The 20,500-nt window shown below is 64.7% G+C and carries 21 protein-coding genes; 14 read left to right on the top strand and 7 right to left on the bottom strand.

The features are described 5' to 3' along the window. The first annotated feature begins 5 nt into the window (after positions 1-5). The 6 genes from ACFWCK_RS02395 to tal are packed head-to-tail and all read left to right on the top strand — an operon-like array spanning position 6 to position 6,596. A complete protein-coding gene (locus ACFWCK_RS02395) occupies positions 6-1,043 on the top strand; it encodes an ABC transporter permease (protein WP_378804362.1) in 1,038 nt (345 codons plus the stop codon). Further along, positions 1,040-1,810 carry an ATP-binding cassette domain-containing protein gene (locus ACFWCK_RS02390; protein ID WP_378804361.1) on the top strand — a complete coding sequence of 257 codons (771 nt, stop codon included), beginning with the start codon at positions 1,040-1,042 and terminating at the stop codon, positions 1,808-1,810. Before ACFWCK_RS02395 ends, ACFWCK_RS02390 begins: the two co-directional genes overlap by 4 nt. Further along, positions 1,807-3,294, top strand: a complete 1,488-nt coding sequence (locus ACFWCK_RS02385; RefSeq protein ID WP_378804360.1) for a mannitol dehydrogenase family protein — start codon at positions 1,807-1,809, stop codon at positions 3,292-3,294. Before ACFWCK_RS02390 ends, ACFWCK_RS02385 begins: the two co-directional genes overlap by 4 nt. A gap of 14 nt (positions 3,295-3,308) precedes the next feature. Next, entirely contained in the window at positions 3,309-4,796 is a 1,488-nt protein-coding gene (locus tag ACFWCK_RS02380; protein ID WP_378804359.1) for a mannitol dehydrogenase family protein, read from the top strand. After that, positions 4,796-5,443 carry a nucleoside/nucleotide kinase family protein gene (locus ACFWCK_RS02375; RefSeq protein WP_378804358.1) on the top strand — a complete coding sequence of 216 codons (648 nt, stop codon included), beginning with the start codon at positions 4,796-4,798 and terminating at the stop codon, positions 5,441-5,443. The genes ACFWCK_RS02380 and ACFWCK_RS02375 overlap by 1 nt, the downstream gene beginning before the upstream one ends. A 43-nt stretch (positions 5,444-5,486) precedes the next feature. Beyond that, positions 5,487-6,596, top strand: a complete 1,110-nt coding sequence (gene tal / locus ACFWCK_RS02370) for a transaldolase (protein ID WP_378804357.1) — start codon at positions 5,487-5,489, stop codon at positions 6,594-6,596. A 910-nt stretch (positions 6,597-7,506) separates the two neighbouring features. Here tal and ACFWCK_RS02365 read toward each other — a convergent pair. The 4 genes from ACFWCK_RS02365 to ACFWCK_RS02350 form a co-directional block, all read right to left on the bottom strand. After that, on the bottom strand, positions 7,507-8,559 hold the full coding sequence (locus tag ACFWCK_RS02365) for an NAD(P)-dependent alcohol dehydrogenase (protein WP_378804356.1): 1,053 nt from the start codon (positions 8,557-8,559) through the stop codon (positions 7,507-7,509). A gap of 33 nt (positions 8,560-8,592) precedes the next feature. Continuing rightward, positions 8,593-9,465: a carbohydrate ABC transporter permease gene (locus ACFWCK_RS02360; RefSeq protein ID WP_378804355.1), complete on the bottom strand. Its 873-nt coding sequence runs from the start codon at positions 9,463-9,465 to the stop codon at positions 8,593-8,595. Beyond that, positions 9,462-10,367 (bottom strand): carbohydrate ABC transporter permease, encoded by a 906-nt coding sequence (locus ACFWCK_RS02355; protein WP_378804354.1) that lies wholly within the window; start codon positions 10,365-10,367, stop codon positions 9,462-9,464. Before ACFWCK_RS02355 ends, ACFWCK_RS02360 begins: the two co-directional genes overlap by 4 nt. Positions 10,368-10,485: 118 nt before the next feature. Then, positions 10,486-11,718, bottom strand: a complete 1,233-nt coding sequence (locus tag ACFWCK_RS02350; RefSeq protein WP_378805034.1) for an ABC transporter substrate-binding protein — start codon at positions 11,716-11,718, stop codon at positions 10,486-10,488. 314 nt (positions 11,719-12,032) lie between these two features. Here ACFWCK_RS02350 and ACFWCK_RS02345 point away from each other — a divergent pair, with 314 nt between their 5' ends. After that, positions 12,033-12,965 (top strand): AraC family transcriptional regulator, encoded by a 933-nt coding sequence (locus ACFWCK_RS02345; RefSeq protein WP_378804353.1) that lies wholly within the window; start codon positions 12,033-12,035, stop codon positions 12,963-12,965. Positions 12,966-12,971: 6 nt separating this feature from the next. Here ACFWCK_RS02345 and ACFWCK_RS02340 read toward each other — a convergent pair whose 3' ends face one another. Beyond that, complete coding sequence (locus ACFWCK_RS02340) at positions 12,972-13,409, bottom strand: MarR family winged helix-turn-helix transcriptional regulator (RefSeq protein ID WP_378804352.1); 438 nt, start codon at positions 13,407-13,409, stop codon at positions 12,972-12,974. 98 nt (positions 13,410-13,507) lie between these two features. Here ACFWCK_RS02340 and ACFWCK_RS02335 point away from each other — a divergent pair, with 98 nt between their 5' ends. The 4 genes from ACFWCK_RS02335 to ACFWCK_RS02320 all read left to right on the top strand — a co-directional run bounded on the left by ACFWCK_RS02335 (position 13,508) and on the right by ACFWCK_RS02320 (position 17,521). Then, entirely contained in the window at positions 13,508-14,089 is a 582-nt protein-coding gene (locus ACFWCK_RS02335; protein ID WP_378804351.1) for a cysteine hydrolase family protein, read from the top strand. After that, positions 14,086-15,486 (top strand): MFS transporter, encoded by a 1,401-nt coding sequence (locus ACFWCK_RS02330; protein ID WP_378804350.1) that lies wholly within the window; start codon positions 14,086-14,088, stop codon positions 15,484-15,486. The genes ACFWCK_RS02335 and ACFWCK_RS02330 overlap by 4 nt, the downstream gene beginning before the upstream one ends. A 148-nt stretch (positions 15,487-15,634) precedes the next feature. Continuing rightward, entirely contained in the window at positions 15,635-16,549 is a 915-nt protein-coding gene (gene sigJ / locus ACFWCK_RS02325) for an RNA polymerase sigma factor SigJ (RefSeq protein WP_378804349.1), read from the top strand. A 54-nt stretch (positions 16,550-16,603) separates the two neighbouring features. Next, the gene (locus ACFWCK_RS02320) at positions 16,604-17,521 is read left to right on the top strand and encodes an NADP-dependent oxidoreductase (protein ID WP_378804348.1); all 918 of its coding nucleotides are present in this window, start codon (positions 16,604-16,606) and stop codon (positions 17,519-17,521) included. A gap of 194 nt (positions 17,522-17,715) precedes the next feature. Here ACFWCK_RS02320 and ACFWCK_RS02315 read toward each other — a convergent pair whose 3' ends face one another. Then, positions 17,716-18,198 (bottom strand): hypothetical protein, encoded by a 483-nt coding sequence (locus tag ACFWCK_RS02315; protein ID WP_378804347.1) that lies wholly within the window; start codon positions 18,196-18,198, stop codon positions 17,716-17,718. A gap of 235 nt (positions 18,199-18,433) precedes the next feature. Between ACFWCK_RS02315 and ACFWCK_RS02310 the strand changes: the two genes are divergently transcribed. From ACFWCK_RS02310 to ACFWCK_RS02300, 3 genes are read left to right on the top strand one after another with little or no spacing between them, the layout of a single operon-like run. Beyond that, entirely contained in the window at positions 18,434-18,802 is a 369-nt protein-coding gene (locus ACFWCK_RS02310; RefSeq protein ID WP_378804346.1) for an ArsR/SmtB family transcription factor, read from the top strand. After that, a complete protein-coding gene (locus ACFWCK_RS02305; RefSeq protein ID WP_378804345.1) occupies positions 18,802-19,257 on the top strand; it encodes an SRPBCC family protein in 456 nt (151 codons plus the stop codon). The genes ACFWCK_RS02310 and ACFWCK_RS02305 overlap by 1 nt, the downstream gene beginning before the upstream one ends. Before the next feature lie 2 nt (positions 19,258-19,259). Beyond that, complete coding sequence (locus ACFWCK_RS02300) at positions 19,260-19,616, top strand: VOC family protein (RefSeq protein WP_378804344.1); 357 nt, start codon at positions 19,260-19,262, stop codon at positions 19,614-19,616. Between the two features lie 194 nt (positions 19,617-19,810). Here the strand turns inward: ACFWCK_RS02300 and ACFWCK_RS02295 are convergent, their stop codons facing one another. Beyond that, complete coding sequence (locus ACFWCK_RS02295; RefSeq protein ID WP_378804343.1) at positions 19,811-20,260, bottom strand: DUF5946 family protein; 450 nt, start codon at positions 20,258-20,260, stop codon at positions 19,811-19,813. Positions 20,261-20,500 lie beyond the last annotated feature (240 nt).

Genomic DNA, 20,500 nt, shown 5'->3' with positions numbered 1-20,500 from the left:
ACAAGATGAGTACCGAAACGAGCGTGATCAAAGCGCGCGACGAAGAGGCCGCCAAAGTCGCCAAACCCAAAGGGCCCCTGAGCGGGCTGCTGACGAATCAGACCTTCATCCTCTGCATCGTGCTGGTGGTGATGATCGCGTTCTTCAGCGCTCTCAACTCGAAGTTCTTCTCCGTCGGGGTGTTCGGCAACATCCTCGTGGACTGGGCTCCGATCGCCCTGATCGCCGTCGGCCAGCTCTTCGTCATCGTCAGCGGGGGCATCGACTTGTCCGTCGGTTCCACCCTCACAATCTCCGGCGTCGTGGCAGCGTTCGCCATGCAGGGGGCTACCGGGTCGGGCGTCTCCGACCCGGTAGCGATCCTCATCGGCGTCGTCGTCGCCGTCGCCACCGGGGCAGTCGTCGGACTCATCAACGCCGCCCTGATCAACCTCGCTGGCCTGGTCCCATTCATCGCGACGCTGGTCACCCTCGGGGCCGGCGCGGGCATGGCTCTCGTTCTCTCCAAGGGCGCACCGATCGCGGGTGGTCCGCCCTCGGCGATCGCGCTGAGTGTGCCGTGGCTGGGTCCGCTGTCATGGCCGGGCATCACGGTGATCCTCGTGATCGTGATCGCGGGTCTGTTCCTGCACAAGGCGCGCTTCGGACGGTACGTCTTCGCCATCGGCGGCAATGCGTTCGCGGCGAAGGCCGTGGGTATCGGCGTGAAGAAGCAGCTGACGTTCGTCTACACGCTCTCCGGCATGCTCGCGGGCTTGGCCGGCATGGTCGTCTACCTCACCCTTGGGGCAGGCTCTCCGAGCTCCGGCGCAGGACGTGAGCTCCTCGCCATCGCCGCGGTCGTGATCGGCGGCGCGAGCCTGTCCGGTGGCAGCGGCACCATGAGCGGAACCGTCCTGGGCTCCCTCATCCTCACCACCGTCACCAGCGGCCTGATCGTCATCAACATCGACCCCAACTGGAACCAGGTCGTCGTCGCCGTCATCATCGCGATCGCGGTCGCGCTGCAGATGCTGCGCAAGTCGAACCGGAGGACAGCATGAACACGGAAGCACCGGTGCTCTACGAGGCACGCGGCATCTCGAAGAACTACGGAAGCGTTGTCGCGCTCGACAACGTCAACTTCACCCTGCGAGCGGGTGAGGTGATCGGCCTGGTTGGCGACAACGGAGCCGGTAAGTCGACCTTCGTGAAGGTGCTCTCCGGTGCACACCAGCCCGACGGTGGCGAGCTGCTGCTGGACGGGGAAGAGAAGCGCTGGAAGTCCCCGCATGACGCCCTCCAGTCCGGGATCGAGACGCTGTATCAGGACTCCGGTCTTGCCCCGAACCTCACCATCAGCGCCAACATGTTCCTCGGCCGCGAGATCGTCAAGAGCGGGCTGCTCGGCAAGATGGGGTTCCTCGCCAATCGCAGCATGGACAAGGCCGCGCACGCGGAGCTGGAGAAGGTCGGCATTGGTGTCCCCGCCTCGGAACGCACCGTCGCAGAACTCTCCGGCGGCCAACGTCAAGCTGTCGCCATCGGACGCGCGGTCACCTGGGCTCGCAAGGTCATCGTCCTCGACGAGCCCACCAACCACCTCGGCGCTCGGCAGTCGAACGAAGTCCTTGACGTGATCCGTGAGGCGAAGACGAGAGGCCTCGGCGTCATCTTCATCTCGCACACCTTGCCGCACGTGCTCGAAGTCACCGACCGGGTCGTCGTGCTGCGGCTCGGACGCATCGTCCGTGACGCACCCACCTCCGAGTTCAACGCCGAAAGCCTGCTCGGCACCATCACGGGCCTGCTCAAGACGGACCCCGCATGAGCAGTGCGAAGCTCAGCAATCAGACGCTGTCCCATCTGTCGGCGGGCGTTGCTACGCCGGCGTACGACCGGAATGAGGTGGCCGTCGGGATCGTGCACATCGGTGTCGGCGGCTTCCACCGGGCTCACGAGGCGCAATACGTCGACCAGGTGCTAGGCGTTCCCGGGCAGCAGAACTGGGCGATCGCGGGCATCGGGATGCTGCCAGGCGACCGGCTGATGAAGGAAGTGCTGGACGAGCAGGACGGGCTCTACACCCTGGTCACCCGCACCCCGGCCGGCACCGACACGGCCCGGGTGATCGGCTCACTCGCACGATACGTTCTCGCGGCCGATGACCCGGATGGGGCACTCGGCCTCCTCGTGAACGCGTCGACGAAGATCGTTTCCCTCACGATCACCGAGGGCGGGTATCCGATCGACCAGCACACTGGCGAGTTCGATCCGGCGGCCAGCGTGATCCGGGCAGACGCCGCTCGTACGGACGGCTCCCCGAAGACCGCATTCGGTCTGATCGTGGAGGCCCTGCGCCTGCGCCGCGAGCAAGACCTTGCCCCCTTCACGGTCATGTCCTGCGACAACATCCAAGGCAACGGCGAGATCGCTCGGCGCTCCGTTGTGGGCATGGCACGCATCAGCAATCCGGAGCTCGGCGACTGGATCGAGGAGTACGGCGCATTCCCGAACTCGATGGTGGACCGCATCACCCCTGCGACCACAGACAGCGGACGCCAGTTCGTGACCGAGAAGTTCGGCATCGAGGACCGCTGGCCAGTGATCTCCGAGTCGTTCACCCAGTGGGTGCTCGAGGACTCATTCGTCGACGGACGTCCGGCACTGGAGCGCGTCGGCGTCCAGCTCGTCGACGACGTCCGACCGTACGAGGCGATGAAACTGCGGCTACTCAACGCGTCCCATCAGGGCGTGGGCTATCTCGGTCTGCTGTCGGGGTACCAGTACGTCCATGAGGCCGTTGACGACCCGGTGATCGCAGAGTTCCTGCTTGGCTACATGACCGACGAGGCCTCGCCCACGCTTCCGCCTCTGCCAGGCATCGATCTCGAGCGGTACCGCCACGAGCTGCTCGAGCGGTTCGCGAACCCCGCGATCGCCGACACGCTCGCACGCCTGGTGACCGATGGAACCGACCGGATCAGCACATTCCTCGTTCCAGTCCTCCGCGACCGCCTCGCCGCACATCAGCCGATCGAGCACATCGCCTTGATCCTCGCTGCCTGGGCCGAATACGTCCGCACCACGGTCGCGTCTGGTGGCCCCGAGGCCTTGGCTGACTCGCGTCGCGAGGAGGTGATCGCCGCCGTGCATGCAGAGAACCCCCGAGGTGCAGAGCTGCTGAGTATGGCCATCTTCGGCGACCTGCGCGACGACCCGCTGCTGATCGACGCCTATACGAGGGCGCGCACGAAGCTGCATTCTCTCGGACCGGGCGTGGCGATGCACGCACTCTCCACCAGCAAGCACTGAGGACTTCCACGAACATGAGCGCCCTGAACACTTCTCTCCTGGACACGCTGCCGCCCGCGCTGGAACCGCCGACGTACGACCGCGACACGGTCACCGCCGGGATCGTGCACATCGGCATAGGGCACTTCCACCGTGCGCACCAGGCCATGTACCTGGACCACCTCTTGCGTGAGGGGGACGGTAACTGGGCCATCTGGGGAGTCAGCATGCGCGCCGACGCCGCCACGGAGTCGTTCGCTGCCCAGGATCACCTCTACACGCTCACCGAGAAGCACCCGGATGGAACGAAACAGACCCGAGTCATCGGTTCGATCATCGGGTTCGACAGCGCAGCCGACGGCACCAGCGCGGTTCTCGAGCGACTCGCCGACACGCGTACGCGCATCGTCACCCTGACGGTCACCGAAGGCGGCTACGGAATCGATCACTCCACAGGGCTCTTCAGCGGCGTAGACGATCCAGCGATCACCGCCGACCTCGCCCAGCCGGGATCCGCACGCTCCTGGCTGGGGCTCCTGGTCGCGGCCTTCCGTCTGCGCAAGGATCAGGGCTCGGGTCCCGTCACCGTGTTGTCCTGCGACAACATCCAGGACAACGGCTCCGTCACCCGTGAAGCCGTGCTCTCGTTCGCCACCCGGGTGGCGCCGGATCTGCTCGAGTGGATCCAGGAGAACGTCACGTTCCCGGGCTCCATGGTCGATCGCGTCGTCCCCGGCACCACAGATGCCGACCGTGAGTACCTTCGAGACGCCTTCGATCTCGAAGACTCCTGGGCCGTCACCGCTGAACCGTTTTCCCAGTGGGTCGTCGAGGATCGATTCGCCGGCGGTCGACCGGCGCTGGAGAAAGCCGGCGTGAACATGGTCTCCGATGTCGCCCCGTACGAGCGCATGAAGCTGCGCCTGGCCAACGGCGTGCACCAGGCGCTGTGCTTCTTCGGCCGGCTTCTGAACCATGAGTACGTACACGAGGCGATCGCCGACCCGGACATCCACCGCTTGCTCATCCGGTACGTCGACGAGCAGGCGGTGCCGTCCCTCGAGCCGATCCCCGGCGTCGACTTCCGTGCATGGGGACGCACCGTCATCTCTCGCTTCGGGAACCCGCAACTCGGAGACCCGGTCGCACGCATCACGGCTGAGACGAGCGACCGGATCCCGAAGTTCGTACTGCCCGTGGTCACCGACCTCGTCGCGATGGGTCACGACACGAGCGTGTGCGCTGCGATCATCGCCAGCTGGGCGCGCTACGCGCAGGGCACCGATGAGCAGGGCGCGGCGATCATCATCAAGGATCCACGAGCGGCCAAGGTCGAGGCGGCCGCGCGCGCCGACCTTGACGATCCCGGCGTCTTCCTCGATCAGGACCTCTTCGGCGGGCTCAGCACGGATCCCGGATTCCGGACCGCCTTCATCCACACCCGCACCGCCCTCAACGCAGACGGCGCACGTATCGTGCTGCAGCGGCTTGCCGTCGCGGCGCCCGCTGTTGGGGCCATGTGATGAACGTCGCCACGAAGACCCTGTTCCTCGAGGACCTCGTCGATTCGGCCCGGACGCTCATCCGGCCAGGGGAGCGGCGAATCCTGGGCATCACAGGCACGCCGGGAGCCGGGAAGTCAACGCTCTGCACGGCTCTGGGCGAAGCGCTCGGCGAAGACGCGGCTGTCGTCCCGATGGATGGCTTCCATCTCGCGAACAACGAACTCGTGCGACTGGGCCGGCGCGAGCGCAAGGGCGCCCCGGACACCTTCGACGTCGACGGCTACGCCAATCTGCTTCGCCGGCTCCGGGAGCAACCGTCGAATGCGATCTACGCACCACGCTTCGACCGCGCACTCGAGGAATCGATCGGCAGCGCCGTTCTCATTCCCGCAGGCACTCCGCTGATCATCACTGAGGGCAACTATCTGCTGTATCGCGAGCTCGGGTGGGATCGCGTCAGGGACATCCTCGACGAGGGGTGGTACGTCGATATCTCCGCAGATCTGCGATCCGAGCGACTAATCTCTCGCCGACAGCAGTACGGCGACACCGCTCAGGATGCGGCCGCGTGGGTCGATGCCGTCGATGAGCCCAACGCCGCGATCATCGAGTCCACCCGAGACCATGCCGATCTCATCGTCCACCTGACGACGACCTTGCCGTGATGGAGATCACCGTCATGACCCCGATCACTCACCTGGAGCACTCATGAACACTCAGACTGAAGAACTATCGCGTGCCGGAGTATCGATCTGGCTCGACGATCTGTCCCGCGATCGCCTCGACGACGGATCTCTGGCCGCGCTCATCGCGGAGAAGAACGTCGTCGGAGTCACGACCAATCCGACCATCTTCCACCAGGCCATCACTCGAGGGCACGGCTACGACGCGACGCTGGATCGGCTGGCAACTGAGGGAGCAGACGCGGAGTCCGCGGTGTTCCAGATCACGACCGCCGACGTCACCGACGGGTGCGACCTGTTCACCGCCGTCGCCGAGAACTCCCACGGCATCGATGGCCGCGTTTCGATCGAGGTCGATCCCCGACTGGCGTGGAACACGGCAGGAACGATTGCCGAAGGGCATCGCCTGCATGCGCAGGTGAATCGCCCGAACGTGCATATCAAGATCCCGGCGACCGTAGAAGGCCTCGCTGCCATCACTGAAGTGATCTCTGCCGGCATCAGTGTGAACGTCACGCTGATCTTCTCGCTGGAACGCTACCGCGCAGTGATCAACGCGTACTTGGACGGTCTCGAGCATGCTCTCGCAGCTGGACACGACCTCGCCGCGATTCATTCGGTGGCGTCGTTCTTCGTCTCGCGCGTCGACACCGAGATCGATCGTCGACTCGATGAGATCGGTACCGACGAGGCTGCAGCGCTCCGCTCGAAGGCGGGCCTCGCGAACGCACGGCTGGCGTATCGCGAGTATCAGAACGCATTCTCCTCGCCCCGGTTCGTGGCTCTCGCCGCGGCTGGGGCACGCCCACAACGGCCGCTGTGGGCATCGACGGGAGTGAAGGACCCGCAACTGCCCGACACGCTCTACGTCACGGAGCTCGTGGCCGCGGACATCGTGAACACCATGCCTGCTGCAACCCTGGAGGCATTCGCTGACCACGGACAGGTGCACGGAGATAGCATCACTGGCGAGATTGCTGCCGCGGAAGCTCAGATGGCTGCGCTGGCTGGCGTGGGCGTCGACTACGACGACATCGTCGCCACCCTCGAACGGGAAGGCCTCGAGAAGTTCGTCGCCTCATGGGAGCAGCTGCTGACCGATGTTCAGCGAGAGCTGGCATCACGCACGAACTGAATGTTCCCTCGCAACCACAGGGCGGCTGTCGACGACAGCCGCCCTGTGGTTGCTTGCAAGTAGCGCTGTTAGCTGAACGGATCTCTGCGGATCGCTATGCCGACAGCAACTGCGTGAGACGGTCGTGGGTCCGCCGGGAGATGAGCAGGACTTCCCCTTGGTCAAAGGGTGAACCCGAGTGCTGCTGGTAGTGCGTAGCGATGCGGTTCACGGTGGAGTGGCCTACGCCCGCCTGCGTTGCGACGGCGCGCAGAGACAGCCCTTGCCCGGTGAGCACCTCGATTGCCTGGGCAGCATCGCGCGCGGGGACGGGCACCTCGCGTTCGGGAACACCTGCCGCGCGGCTGCGACGTCGGCGGTATTCTGCCCGCGCCGATGAGCACGTCAGACCGTCATCATCTCCCGGGCAGAGCGCAGCGTCGGTGCAACCGGTGAGATAGCCGGCAGAGGTGCCGTGGCAAATCGGAGTGCCTTCACCGGTGATGCGGGCTCGGTTGTACTCACGGAAGTATTGCCGCCGCGCGTCGGCGCAGGTGAGCCTGCCTCGTCGCCAATTGGGGCACTGCTGGGCGTTGCGACAGCCGCGCCGATATCCCCTCATCGTCCCATGAACCGACTCAACTGCCTCGGGCACCGGTTGGGACAACGGAGCTTGATCTTCCCGCGGCACCGCTGGCACAGACCGGGGGAGGGGACGGTCCGCTGGCAGGTTGTGCAGCCCGAAGTCCCGCCGGGAGGCCGTCTTCGCCGCTACGCACGTCAGAAACTCCGCGGAGTTGTGGTGCTGGCATCCGCCGTGGGAACGGCATCCCGCGTCATAGCCCGCAGGGCTGCCGTGCGGCGGACTGGCGCTCGGTGTCATCAGATCATCGATTCCGGATCGCTGGTAGGGCCGACGAGATGGGGCGCGTCATCGTCCCGGATAGACGATGGCCTTGAGCTGACCCGGCTGCTTGCCAAGGTTCAGCGCGTCTTCGGTGTGCGCGAGATCGAAACGACCAGTGACGAGGGAATCCAGATCGACTTTCCCGTTCGCGACGAGTTCGATCGCTGTCGGCCATGTGTTCGTATAGCGGAATACCCCGGAGACCCAGATCTCGCGATTCTGGATGTGCGATACGGGAAGCGTGACGTCGTCCGCTCCGAGCCCAACGAGGATCACCCGTCCTGCGGGCCCGACGGCCTGGATCCCGGAACGCACGGCGACGGGAGATCCGGAGGCGTCGATGAACGCGTCGACGTCCAGCCCGTCGAGGCTCTCACGGGTTGGGTTTACTGTGCGTGTCGCGCCCAGGGCCCGGACGAACTCCAACCGGTCATCGGCGATGTCGCTCACGATGACCTCGCTGGCCCCGAACGCACGAGCGGCCTGGGCGGCGATAACACCAATGGGGCCAGCGCCGGCGATGAGGACCCGACTGCCGAGCTTCACCTCTGCGCGTGTGCACGCCCACACGCCGACGGACAGCGGCTCGACGAGCGCGGCAGCCTCGTCGCTGATCTCGGCCGGAACCGGGAATGCGAAGTCGGCTTGGATCGTCACGTACTCGCAGAACGCGCCGTCGACCGGAGGCGTGGCGTAGAAATCCATGTGGGGACACAGGTTGTAGCGGCCATGCTTGCACTGATCGCACCGCCTGCACGGGCGCTGCGGCTCGATCGCCACCCGCTCACCGACACGGCCAGGATCCACGTCTGCGCCGACCGCGACGATTCGTCCGGAGACTTCATGGCCGAGGATCAGGGGCTCGTCGACGACGAAGTCGCCGATCCTGCCAGCCTCGTAGTAGTGAACGTCGCTCCCGCACACTCCCACGGCCGCGACTTCGATCAGCACCTCATCCGGCGCCGGCGCCGGCGTCGGGCGCTCCTGGATCTCGATGCGGTGCGGGGCGAGCAGAACGGCTGCGCGCATCCGCGTCGGTACCGGCGATGCGGGGACTGCGGGAAGGTGGGTTGTCATGTGACTCCTATCGAGGGCGTAGATGGCCGGGGGCTACTTGACGGCGCCGAGCGACAGGCCCTGAACGAGCTTGTCCTGGGCCGCGAACCCGGCGATGAGGACGGGAAGTGAAACGACCACTGCGGCAGCGCACACCTGGGCGAGGAACAACCCTTGGCTACTGACGAAGCCGGTGAGGAACACTGGGGCCGTGCTTGCGGCGACACCGGTGAGGACGCGTGCGATCAGGAGCTCGTTCCAGCTGAAGATGAAACAGATCAGCGCGGTTGCGGCGATACCCGGCATCGCGACGGGGGCGACCACGTTGCGGAGGACTCGGAGCAGGCCGGCACCATCGAGCTCAGCCGCCTCGAGGATCTCGACAGGGACTTCCGCGAGGAAGGAGCGCATCATCCACACGGCGATGGGAAGGTTCATCGACGTGTACATCAGGATCAGGAACCAGATGTTGTCCAGCACGCCCACGGTCTTGGCGAAGAGGAACAACGGCAGCACCGCCGCAACCACGGGCATCATCTTCGTCGACAGGAAGAAGAACATCACGTCGGTCCATTTGCGTACGGGGCGGATCGAGAGGGCGTACGCGGCGGGTATCGCGAGCACGAGGACCAGCACCGTGGACAAGACCGATGCCATCGCCGAATTGATCAGCGGTGGCCAGGGATCGACTCCGGACCCTAGCCCGAAGAACTTCGCGTACGAATCGAGGGTCAGGGGTGCGAAGAGCGAGGGTGGGTTGGTCGCGGCATCAGTCTCGGAGTGGAACGAGGTAAGGATCATCCACAGCACTGGCGATGCGAACAGGAGCGCGGCGACCCAGGCGACGATTCCCGTGATGGTCTTGTTCCGCGTGCCGTCTTGTGGTGTGCGACGGCTGAAACGGCGGGCGGTGGTGAGGGAACTCATCGTCCGGTCTCCTTCTTGAACAGCGTGAACACGGTCCGCAGTGCGAAGGTCGCGATGACGATCGTGCCGATCACGACGATCACGCCCATGGCGGAGGAGATCCCGTACTCGTTGGCGAGGTAGAACGTCCGGTACACCGCATACGGAAGGTTCGCGGTGCCCAGGCCGCCGGAGGTGAGGGTGAACACCGCATCGAAGTTCTGCACGACATAGATGGCACCGAGCAGTCCACCCAGCTCGAGGTATTGACGAAGATGAGGCAACGTCAGGTACCGGAAGATCGCGAACGGCGTTGCGCCGTCGACCTGCGCCGCCTCGATCACATCCATCGGGCGTGACTGCAGCCCAGCCAGCAGGATCAGCATCATGAACGGTGTCCACTGCCAGATCAGGGTGATCACGACCGCGAGCAGCGGCGTCTGGGTGAGCAGATCCGGCTGAGGCGGCGCGTCGCTGCCGAACAACGACCAGATCCAGGTGAGCACGCCATTGATAAGGCCGAAGGTCGGGTTGAGGATCGCGTGCTTCCAGATCAGCGCCGCGGCAACCGGGACGACGAGGAACGGCGCGATCAGCATCGTCCGCACGATGCCTCGGCCGAGAAACTTCTTGTCGAGCAGCAGCGCCAGTCCCAGTCCGAGAACCAAGCTCACGATCACCACGGATGCCGTGAGCACAACCGTCGTCCCGATCGCCTGACGGAGGTCGGGGTCGCCGAGCACCTGGGCATAGTTGTCCAGCCCCGCGAAGCCGATCTGATCGGGTCGTAGCGCGTTCCATCTCATGAACGAGATGACGAGCGTCACCACGAACGGCAACTGGGTGACCACGATCAGGAACACCAGCGCCGGCAGCAACGGGGCCCGACGGGCCCAGGCCTTGGTGCGCTCTCTACGGGACATCGATGTGCGAGGAACGCCTCGACTCCTCGTGATCTGGATCAATTCTTGTGTAGCAGTCATGTCATCGCTCCTGCGGCGGGGCGCCTCGACATCACGAGGCGCCCCACCCTGCCATCCGCTACTTCGCGGCCTTGTACTTGTCGCCGACCTTTTGCGCTGCGATCTGACCCTTGGCCAGCGCATCGGCGACGGTGGTCTGTCCCGCGATCGCGGCGCTGATGTCCTGGGTCACGGACGTGCCCAGGTCGGCGTACTCCGGAATGCCGACGAACTGGATCCCGACGGCAGGTCGCGGCTGCAGGCCCGGATTCTTCGGATCCGCGTTCTCGATCGCCCACCGCTCGGCGGCGTAGAACGGGGCCGCGGCCTGGAAGTCAGGGTTGTCGAAGGTCGATGCGCGCTTCCCGGAGGGAACTCGAGCCCACCCGAGCTTGTCGGCGACGAGCTGCTCATACTCCTTCGAGCTCGACCAGGAGATGAACTTCCATGCGGCGTCCTTCTTCTTCGACGCGGCCTGCATGCCCCAGGACCACGTCCACAGCCATCCCGACGCCTTGGTCTTCTCCACCGGTGCTGCGACATACCCGACCTTGCCCTTGATGGGGGAGTCGTCGGCTTCGATCGTGCCTGCGGCCGCAGTGGCGTCGTACCACATGGCGACCTTGCCCTGGGTGAGGTTGTTCAGGCACTCGGTGTAGCCCGACTGGGCGGCGCCGGCCTCGCCGTGCTCGCGCACCAGATTCACGTAGAAATCGGTCGCGGCCTTGAACTCTGGCGAGTCGACCTTGGCGTTCCAGTCCTTGTCGAACCACGTCCCGCCGTAGGTGTTCACCACGGTCGTGAGCGCGCCGCCCAGCTGGCCCCAGCTGGGCTGTCCGCGCAGGCAGATCCCCTTCATGCCGGGTTCCGCGCCGTCGAGCTTCGCCGCGAGGTCGGCGACCTCGGTCCACGTCGGGTGATCCGAGATCTTCAGACCGGCCTTCTCAAAAACGTCCTTGCGGTACATCAGGAACGATGATTCGCCGTAGAACGGCTCACCGTAGAGCTTCCCGTCTTCACCGGTCAGCGATGCCGTGTACGCCGGCAGGATGTCGCTCTGATCGAACGTCTTGTCCTTGGAGACGTAGTCGGAGAGCGGCGCGAGCCATCCGTTCTTGGAGTAGAAGGGGATCTCGTAGTTGGACAGCGTCGCGACGTCGTACTGGCCGGCCTGGCTGGAGAACTCCTGGCTGATCTTGCCGCGCACATCGTTCTCAGGCATGACGGTGAAGTTCACCTTGATGCCGGTCTGCTTGGTGAAGTTGTCGGCGGTCAGCTTCTGCAGATCCACCATTTGAGGGTTGTTCACCATCAGCACGTTGATGCTGTTCTGGTCGCCGGTGCCGCCAGCACCCGCTCCGCTGCAGCCGGCGAGCACGATGACTCCGGACAGCGCGCCGACAGCCGCGATGGACAGATAGCGCCTCGAATGCATAAAGGACTCCCTTGTTCTTCTGCGTGGACGCCGAAGAGGCGAGCAGTCTGCTGTGCGAGCTCTTCGGTGATGTGACTCCCACGCTAGAAAGGCGCGAGCGGTGATGCTAGCGTCAAGACGAGGGATTTCTGATACAAAATTTCCGATGGTCAGCGAATGACACCGGTCGTAGTTCTGTCAGGGAGGCAAGGATGGAACAAACCACCTGGCGAGGTTCGGCTCGTCTGGCCGAGCGGATGATCGGGATGAAGGCGGCGCGTGAAGTGATTCCGCCGGATCCCGAGCATTGTGTGCGCTGGCACATGCACGACTACCCCTGTCTGACCGCCCGATGGAACTATCACCCCGAGTACGAAATCCATCTGATCCGCAAGGGCACAGGGCGGTTCATCGTCGGCGATCACATCGGCTCCTTCGAAGCTGGACACGTCGCGTTGATCGGGTCCGGTCTGCCTCATGACTGGGTGAGCGATCTCGTCGAGGGTGAGGTGATCACCGACCGGAGCGCGGTCGTGCAGTTCGACGGGCAGTGGCTCCGAGATAGCACCACGCTGATCCCGGAGCTCGGGGAGACTCAGCGGCTGCTCGACGAATCTCATCGTGGCATCGAGTTCATCGACGGATCTGCTCGCCAGGCCGCGCGTCACATAGAGGCCATCGGAGTGTCATCCGGACTTGAGCGTCTTTCTCATGTGATTCAGCTCCTTCTTGTGCTCACCCGAGCGCCGCTGGGCGAGCGACGGTATCTGGCGGAGGCGTGGGTGAATCCAACGGGAGACGATGAAGCCGCGGCGCTGGCGGAGATTGCGCTCGAGTTCCTCTTCGCGAACCATGCGAGCGCGATCACCAGTGCGGATGCAGCGGAGCTCACTGGGCTCGCGGCTCCGACCTTCTCCAAGCAGTTCAAGAGGGCGACCGGACAGAACTTCTCCGACACCCTACGGAAGGTGCGCGTCGCTCATGCGCGACAAATGCTCGAGCACGGCCACGACTCCATCGCGGACGTCTGCTACGCCGTCGGGTTCGGAAACCTCTCCAACTTCAACCGGCAGTTCAAGCGGGAGCAGGGGGAGACCCCTCGTGACTTCCGGCGCCGCGCCAAAGTCGGGCATGTACGCGCCTGAGCCGCGCTATTGCTCGGCGAGTCGCTCCATGATCGCGACCGCAGCCGCGATCGTGCGGCGCTCTGTTGCAGAGAGTGAGGTCGAGATGGCGCCCTCGAGCCATGACTCCCGCTCCTCGGGAATTCGCGACACCAGTTCCCGCCCCGTATCGGTGGCCGAGTAGAGAACGCGGCGGCCATCGGCGGGATCCTTTCGTCCCGAGACGAATCCTTGCTCCTTCAGGCCCGCGACCGTCTCCGCCATCGACTGCGGCCTCACATGCTCAGCGGTAGCCAGGGCGCTCACTGACTGCGGCCCCTCAGTGACCAGCCTGTTCAACGTGGACACCTGCGGCCAGGACCAGGAGCGATTCTCGGGTGCCGACTCGGCGCGCAGGCGCGCCCGCAGCCGAACCATCGCCTGCGGGAGCGAGTGTGCCAGGTCGGCGGAATCCGGAGTACCCATGCAGATCACTCTACTTTCGTTCCAGTGGCTCTATTAAACAGGTTACCTGTGTAATAATAGACAGGTTGCCTGTCTAGTTCTTGGAAGGAGAGCTCTCAATGTCCAACAAGATCAACCCTGCGCGCGCCGCTCTCGTGCTGATGGATCTTCAACCTGCTGTACTCGAACACGTTCCCGACCCCGACGCTCTCATGAGGGCCGCGCACGCTGCGATTCGCTGGGCACGCGAGAACTCCGTCGTCGTCGTCTTCGTCCGAGTCGGGTTCAAGCCGGAGGACTACGCGGCGATCCCTCATCACCACAAGTCGTTCGCTCAGGCGAAGCGCGATCAGCTGCTCGCCGCGGACGACCCCCGCATGCAGCTCGAACCCTCGCTGGACGTCCGAGCGGACGACCACGCGGTGCGCAAGACGCGATATGGATCGTTCAGCACGACACACCTGCATGCCCTGCTCGGCGACGCCGACGTCGACACCCTCGTCCTAGGCGGCGTTTCGACGGCCGGTGTCGTGCTGTCCACCGTGAGAGAGGCCGCAGACAAGGACTACCGGATGTTCGTTCTGGCTGATGCGACCGCAGATCAGGATGCCGAAGTCCATCGTGTGCTCATCGATAAGGTCATGCCGCGACAGGCTGAGGTCATCACCGTCGACGACCTGGAAGACCTGGTCCGCACGTGACCACTCGAGTCGAACCTGAAGCCCGGCCCGGCTTCCGCCCGTTCTCCTGGCGCTTCGTCACTCCGCTCTACATCAGCTCAGCGCTGAATCCAATCAACAGCTCGCTGATCGCAACGGGGATGGTCCCCATCGCTGCGGCGCTCGGAGTACCTGTCGGCCAAGCCGCGGTTCTCGTGTCGGCGCTGTACCTGGCCAGTGCCGTCGCGCAGCCGACAGCAGGCAAACTTGCCGAGCTCTACGGGCCCCGCCGGGTCTTCATCACCGGAATCGCGCTGGTGCTGCTCGGCGGCGTCGTCGGGGGCCTCGGTGGGAGTCTCACCTGGCTCACCGTCGCCCGAGTGCTGATCGGCGTCGGCACCTCGGCCGGCTATCCGGCGGCGATGGTGATCATCCGGCGCCGAGCGACCTGGGCCGGATTGACTGAGCCGCCCGGCAATGTCCTGGGAGGGTTGTCCATCGCCGGCACCGTCACGGTCGCCGTGGGCCCGCCGATCGGCGGCCTGCTCATCTCACTGTTCAGCTGGCGCGCCGCATTCTGGGCGAACGTACCCGTCACACTGATCGCGCTCACACTCGCCGTGCTCTGGATCCCGAAGGACTCCGCCATCGAGCGAAGGTCGCTGCGCGACTCGGCGTCGTTGATGGATATCGTCGGCATCGTCTTGTTCGCAGGCATGATGAGCGCACTCCTCGTCTTCCTGCTCACGTTGCCGGGGCTCGTCTGGCCGGCCCTCGGGCTCTTCGTCGTCCTCGCTGCCGCGCTGGTCATCTGGGAGCTCCGGGCCAGGACGCCGTTCATCGACATGCGGCTGCTGGTTCGCAACCTCGCACTGACCCGCACCTATCTCCGCGGCGCGCTCACACTGCTGGCGTTCTACACGGTGCTGTACGGACTGACACAGTGGCTCGAGGCCGGCCACGGGCTCACACCCCAGGCCGCCGGACTGGTCATGCTGCCCATGGGACTTCTGGCCGCGATGATCTCCAAGCCGATCTCGGCGAAGAACCTGATCCGTGGCCCGCTCATCCTCGGCGCATCCGTGCTCGTCGTCGCGACAGCATCGGTGTTGTTCTTCGACTCGAGCACGTCGGTCTTGCTGATCGTCGCCGTCACCCTGCTGTTCGCGATCACCCTCGGCACGACGACAGTCGGCAACCAGACGGCGCTGTACGAGCAGGCTCCCCCTGAGCACCTGGGTACAGCGGCGGGCCTGTTCCGTACGTTCAGCTACCTCGGCTCGATCGCTTCCTCCGCCGTCACCGGCATCGTGTTCCGCAACGACGTGACGGACGGTGGGCTGCATACGATCGCCGTCGTCCTGGTCGGCACCAGCGTCCTGGTACTGCTGATGACTCTCTTCGATCGCAAACTCAGGGGACGACGCTCGGCGTTGTAGAGCGTAGGGGGCGATCCGATGCATCCAGGGAGGTAGTGCGCCCGCGTTCGGCGACGTTCTGTTGGTTCTTCAGCGGGGCGGCCTCGGTAGTATGCGCTTCTCGGAGCGAGATTGCGCGGAGCACATCCGGAGCCAGGGGTCGGAAGGTATGTCTGAGTCAGTTGGTATCGACACCAAGTCACAATGGGAGAGCGCGGTCGAGCACGAGCGTCGGCGCTTGATCGGTGTCGCGTTTCGGATGCTGGGCACGCTCGCGGACGCTGAAGATGCCGTGCAGGAAGCGTACGTGCGCTGGTTCCGGCTGGATGAGCCGGCACGAGCCCAGGTGCGAAGTATCGCCGCTTGGCTCACGACCGCGACCACTCGAATCTGTCTCGACCTGCTGAGCTCCGCGAGGTATCGCCACGAAGACTACGTCGGGCCCTGGCTACCCGAGCCGATTCCCGATGGCGCGGCATTGTCAACGAACACGGATCCTGGAGAGCGCGTGGCATTCTCCGAGACATTGAGCGTCGCCATGCTGCGGGTCATGGAGCACATGACGCCTCCCGAGCGGGTGGCGTTCGTGCTTCACGATGTCTTCGGCCACAGCTTCTCGGAGATCGGTGAAATCATGCAGCGCAGTCCCGGCGCGGTACGCGAGCTCGCGTCTTCAGGACGACGACGGTTGCGCGCCGAGAGGCGCTCTGAGGTGGATCAGCGGGCGCATGCGCAAGTCGTCCAAGCGTTCCTCGAGGCGTGCGATGACGGCGATGTCGTCCGGCTGACGTCCTTGTTGGATCCATCCGTGGTGCTCACCTCTGACGGTGGCGGTTTCGCCCGGGCCGCCCGTAACCCGATTTACAGTGCAGACAAGGTCGCACGTTTCGTGCTCGGCGTCCGCCAGCGGCGACCGGACGTCTGGTTGCGCACCGGTCAGGCGACGGACGAGTCCGTGATCCTTCTGGTCGAGCGGAGTGGGGTGAGCGGCGTGCTCTCTCTACGCGTCGCAGGCGGTTCGGTCGTCGAGGTGTGGATCCAATGGAATCCCCACAAGCTCACGCAGTGGGGCGCCATCGCCTGACATCTTCTGAGGCTGTGTCGTCAATCTATCGACGGCACTATCCGAAGGGATCTCATGAAGGCGATCATCGTCACCGACAAGAACGCCGGCACAGCCGGCATGCAGCTCGTTGAGCGGCCGGAGCCGCACACGGCTGAGAACGACGTCGTGGTGCGAGTGCACGCATCCGGGTTCACGCCGGGTGAGCTTGCCTGGCCGGGAACGTGGGAAGATCGGGCCGGCAAGAACCGCACTCCGTCCGTGCCGGGGCACGAGGTCGCCGGCGTCGTCAGCAGCCTGGGCTACGGCACGACCGGGCTCACCGTCGGTCAGCGCGTCTTCGGGCTCACCGACTGGACCCGTGACGGTTCGCTCGCCGAGTTCGTCTCCGTTGAGGCGCGCAACCTCGCGGCGTTGCCAGCAAACATCGGGTTCGTGACGGCGGCGAGCCTGCCCGTCTCCGGCCTGACGGCCTGGCAGGCGCTCTTCGTGCACGGCGGACTCCAGACGGGGCACACCGTCATGATCCACGGCGCCGCCGGCGGTGTCGGATCAATCGCGACACAGCTCGCCCGCCAGGCTGGCGCCTACGTTATCGGCACAGGGCGATCGACCGACGAGCAAGCCGCCCTCGCACTGGGAGCAGACGAGTTTATCGATCTGGGTCAGGACGGATGGGCGAGCCGCGAGCAGGTTGATCTTGTGTTCGACGTGATCGGCGGCACGATCGGGGATGCCTCAATCGATCTGGTCCGCCCCGGTGGAACGCTCGTCACAATCGCAGGGCCCCCGGCCCGCCAGCCGGAGAACGGCAGAGCACTGTTCTTCGTGGTCGAAGCTGACCGTGGTCAGCTCGGCGAGATCGCTCAGCGTGTCCGCGACGGGCGCCTGGTCAGCTCGATCGGTACGGTCGCAGCTCTCGACGACGCCGCCGCCGCCTTCAACTCCACCGTCCGGGTACCGGGCAAGACCATCATCAAGGTCGCCGACTGAGCTCCTGTACCCACGCTCGACAAGTCCGGGCGGGTGCGCATCGGCGACGAGGCTTGGTCTGCCCGGTCGTCACAGCGGTAGCCGCCGATAGGGTTCGTGACGTGGTGGGCGCGCCAAATACGTTGCCCGCACGCCCTGCGTACCCCGACATCGATGTCGAGCTGTGCCAGGTGTCAGGTTGGTTCTGTGCTTGCTCATCTCGCGGGCGTGAGGCGATCTCCGTCGGGGAGCTCCTCCGTGCATTCGCAGAGGAGTCGTTGAGCGTCGGTGTCGTTGCCGGGGTGGACGGAGATGAGGCGCGCCGTGTTCTTTACGGTGTAGTAACCGCCGCTCTGGCCCTCGAGGGAGGGGTCGGTTGCGAGGCGGACGATGAGCCCGGAGCCGCGGGCGGGGTTGCCGATGTGCAGGCGGGTGAGGAGCTTCTCGACCGGCGCGGCGAATCCGAGTTCGCGGCCGAGTCCGGTGACGTTGAAGCCGGGGTCGAGGCAGTTTGTGCTGATGCCGCTGCCCTCGATGCGGCAAGCGAGTTCGAGTGCGAACATGATGTCCAGCAGCTTGTTCTTCCCGTATCGCAGTGAGGATCCGTGTGCGGTGAACGGGCTGGCGTCAGTGAGGTCGTCGGGGAGGACGAGGGTGCCGTGGCGACGCGATGCTTCGGACTGTCTGCGCAGGCACACCCGCGACGCGCCTCGATGACCAGGGTGAAGAACCAGGAAAATGGATCCTCCGGGAGGCGATCCCCGTGGCGAAGCCCCCGGAGCCGATGCTGTTACAGAGAGCAGGCTTCGGGCACTAGTCGAACAGGCCGCCGTCTGACACGAAACATTCCCCCGGGGAGCATTCGACGAAGGGGCAGGAGCTCCAGATCGATTGCAGGCTCGGACTAGGCTCTGTCGTTAGTTAAGAAGGCACTTGACTTTTGCTGACTGGGCGAGAACAGTTAAGTACGTGCTTCATCAATCTGAGTCCGATGTCGTCGGTCGCGTCTTTCAAGCGCTGGCCGATGACACCCGCCGGTTGATCATCGAACGGCTGGTTCGTGGTCCGGCGGCGGTAACGACTTTGGCCGAGCCGTTGGCGATGTCTCTGTCGGCTGTGATGCAGCACCTTCAGGTGTTGGAGAAGGCGGGTCTCATCGTCACCGAAAAGGTCGGCCGGGTGCGCAACTGCCGGATCGAACCGGAGACGCTGCGCCAGGCGGAGCGCTGGCTAAGCGTTCAACGCACCGACTGGGAACTGCGGCTTGACCAACTCGATAACTATCTGAAAGGAAGCAACTGATGGGTGTAACGCATTCGACCTTCACGCTAGAACGGCACTATCCGGCACCGGTGGAGCGGGTGTTCGACGCCTGGGCGAACCCCGATGCACGCAAACGCTGGATGGCTCAAGGAGCGGAGCATTCTCAAGACTTCGTTCTTGGCGGTGTTGAGACGGTGAGGGGGGTCGATGGAGAGGGGCGCATTCTGATTTATGAGGCACGCTATGTCGAGATCGTGCCAGGCGAACGCATCCTCACGACTTCGACCCTGCATACCGAAGATCGACTGTCGACCGTCTCGGCCACCAGCGTCGAGTTCCAAGCAGAGGGTTCCGGCACCCGCGTTGTGCTGACCGAGCACGGAATCTATCTTCCCGGGCAGGAGCAACCAACGTGGCGTGAACTAGGAACGGCACAGCAATTGGACACCTTGGCTGCGGAATTCCACGCAGCCACCAAGGAACAGGAGATCTGATCATGGCGCATGTGGAGCACGTCCTTTCCGTCCTCGCCGTCAGCGACATCAAGACGGCCAACAACTGGTACAGCAAACTGTTCGGCCGGGCGCCCGACAACAACCCGATGCCGAACCTGATCGAATGGCACGTCACCGACAACGGATGGGTACAGGTGACCGAGGATCGGCATCGCGCCGGCAGCAGCATGCTCAACCTGGCCGTCTCCGACATCCAGGAGGGTGCGCGGGAACTCCGAGAAATGGGCCTTGAGCCGGGAGAGATCATCGAGGCTAACAAGGGTGTGCGCCTCTGTCCGCTCAGCGACCCTGACGGAAACGCCATCCAGATCGTCGGCAACTTCCGTGTGAAGTACTAACCAGCCGCCCGGCGCTTGGTTTCGCGGCAAGATATCTGCAGATCTGTCGATGTTCCGGGGGAAGGAGGAACCTGCAGCCGCCCTGGGGGCATCCCGGGGCCGCCGGCCTGCGCCCGGGGCTGGCCGCGGACTGCGTCGCGATGGTTCTGACATGAACGATGCGCGCACCCGATCGCCCAGCGGGCTCACGATGTTTACTCAATCCGCTGCATTCTCTCTTCTGCAATCGAGGATGCCCACTCGAACATTCGGCTCTCGTACCCGGACGCTGGAAAGGAGCCATCGACTGAGACATCCTCGATCGTGACAGAGGGTGCCGAGGTGCGCGGAGGAGGCGACTCGACCACGAGCGGGGGCTTACGACCGCGCCGGTTCGAACGCACACGATCGGATTCGAGTTGATTTACCGCGTCCAAGCCACCGGCCAGGAACGTTGTGACCATCTGCCACAGGCCGTCCGATGCGCCGGCAGGCGCTTGTGATGGATGCTGAAGAAGAAAGCAGGCGACGTTGAGTCCATGGAACCGGCCCCACGGCTGCAAGCGTTGGTGATCCAGAGCCAGGAGGGCGTGGAAGAGGTCACCGCAATTGCCAAGGCATCCGCTGGCACCGCACTCAATACAGGATGCTGCTTCGTCCGCCATAGTCTCAGAGGATACGGGTTGACGCCGCGGCGCCCGCAAACCGATCCGCGTTCGGGACGCTTCGCTTGCCAAAGGGTCGGCTCATGAGGAGCTATGCCGTTGTCGCACTGTTCGATCCGCTCGAGATCGGCACGACGATCAGCCGCCGGGCATGGCCGGTGCACCTCGCCCTCGCCTCGAGCTTCACCGCCGCCGCGACCGCTGACCGGATCATCGAGGTCGCCGCCAGCGCAGCACCGG

It is taken from the genome of Microbacterium sp. NPDC060117 (genome assembly GCF_042729315.1).
Taxonomy (GTDB): domain Bacteria; phylum Actinomycetota; class Actinomycetes; order Actinomycetales; family Microbacteriaceae; genus Microbacterium.
Note: the sequence above shows the minus strand (reverse complement) of the source record. Positions and strands in the feature narration are given on the sequence as shown.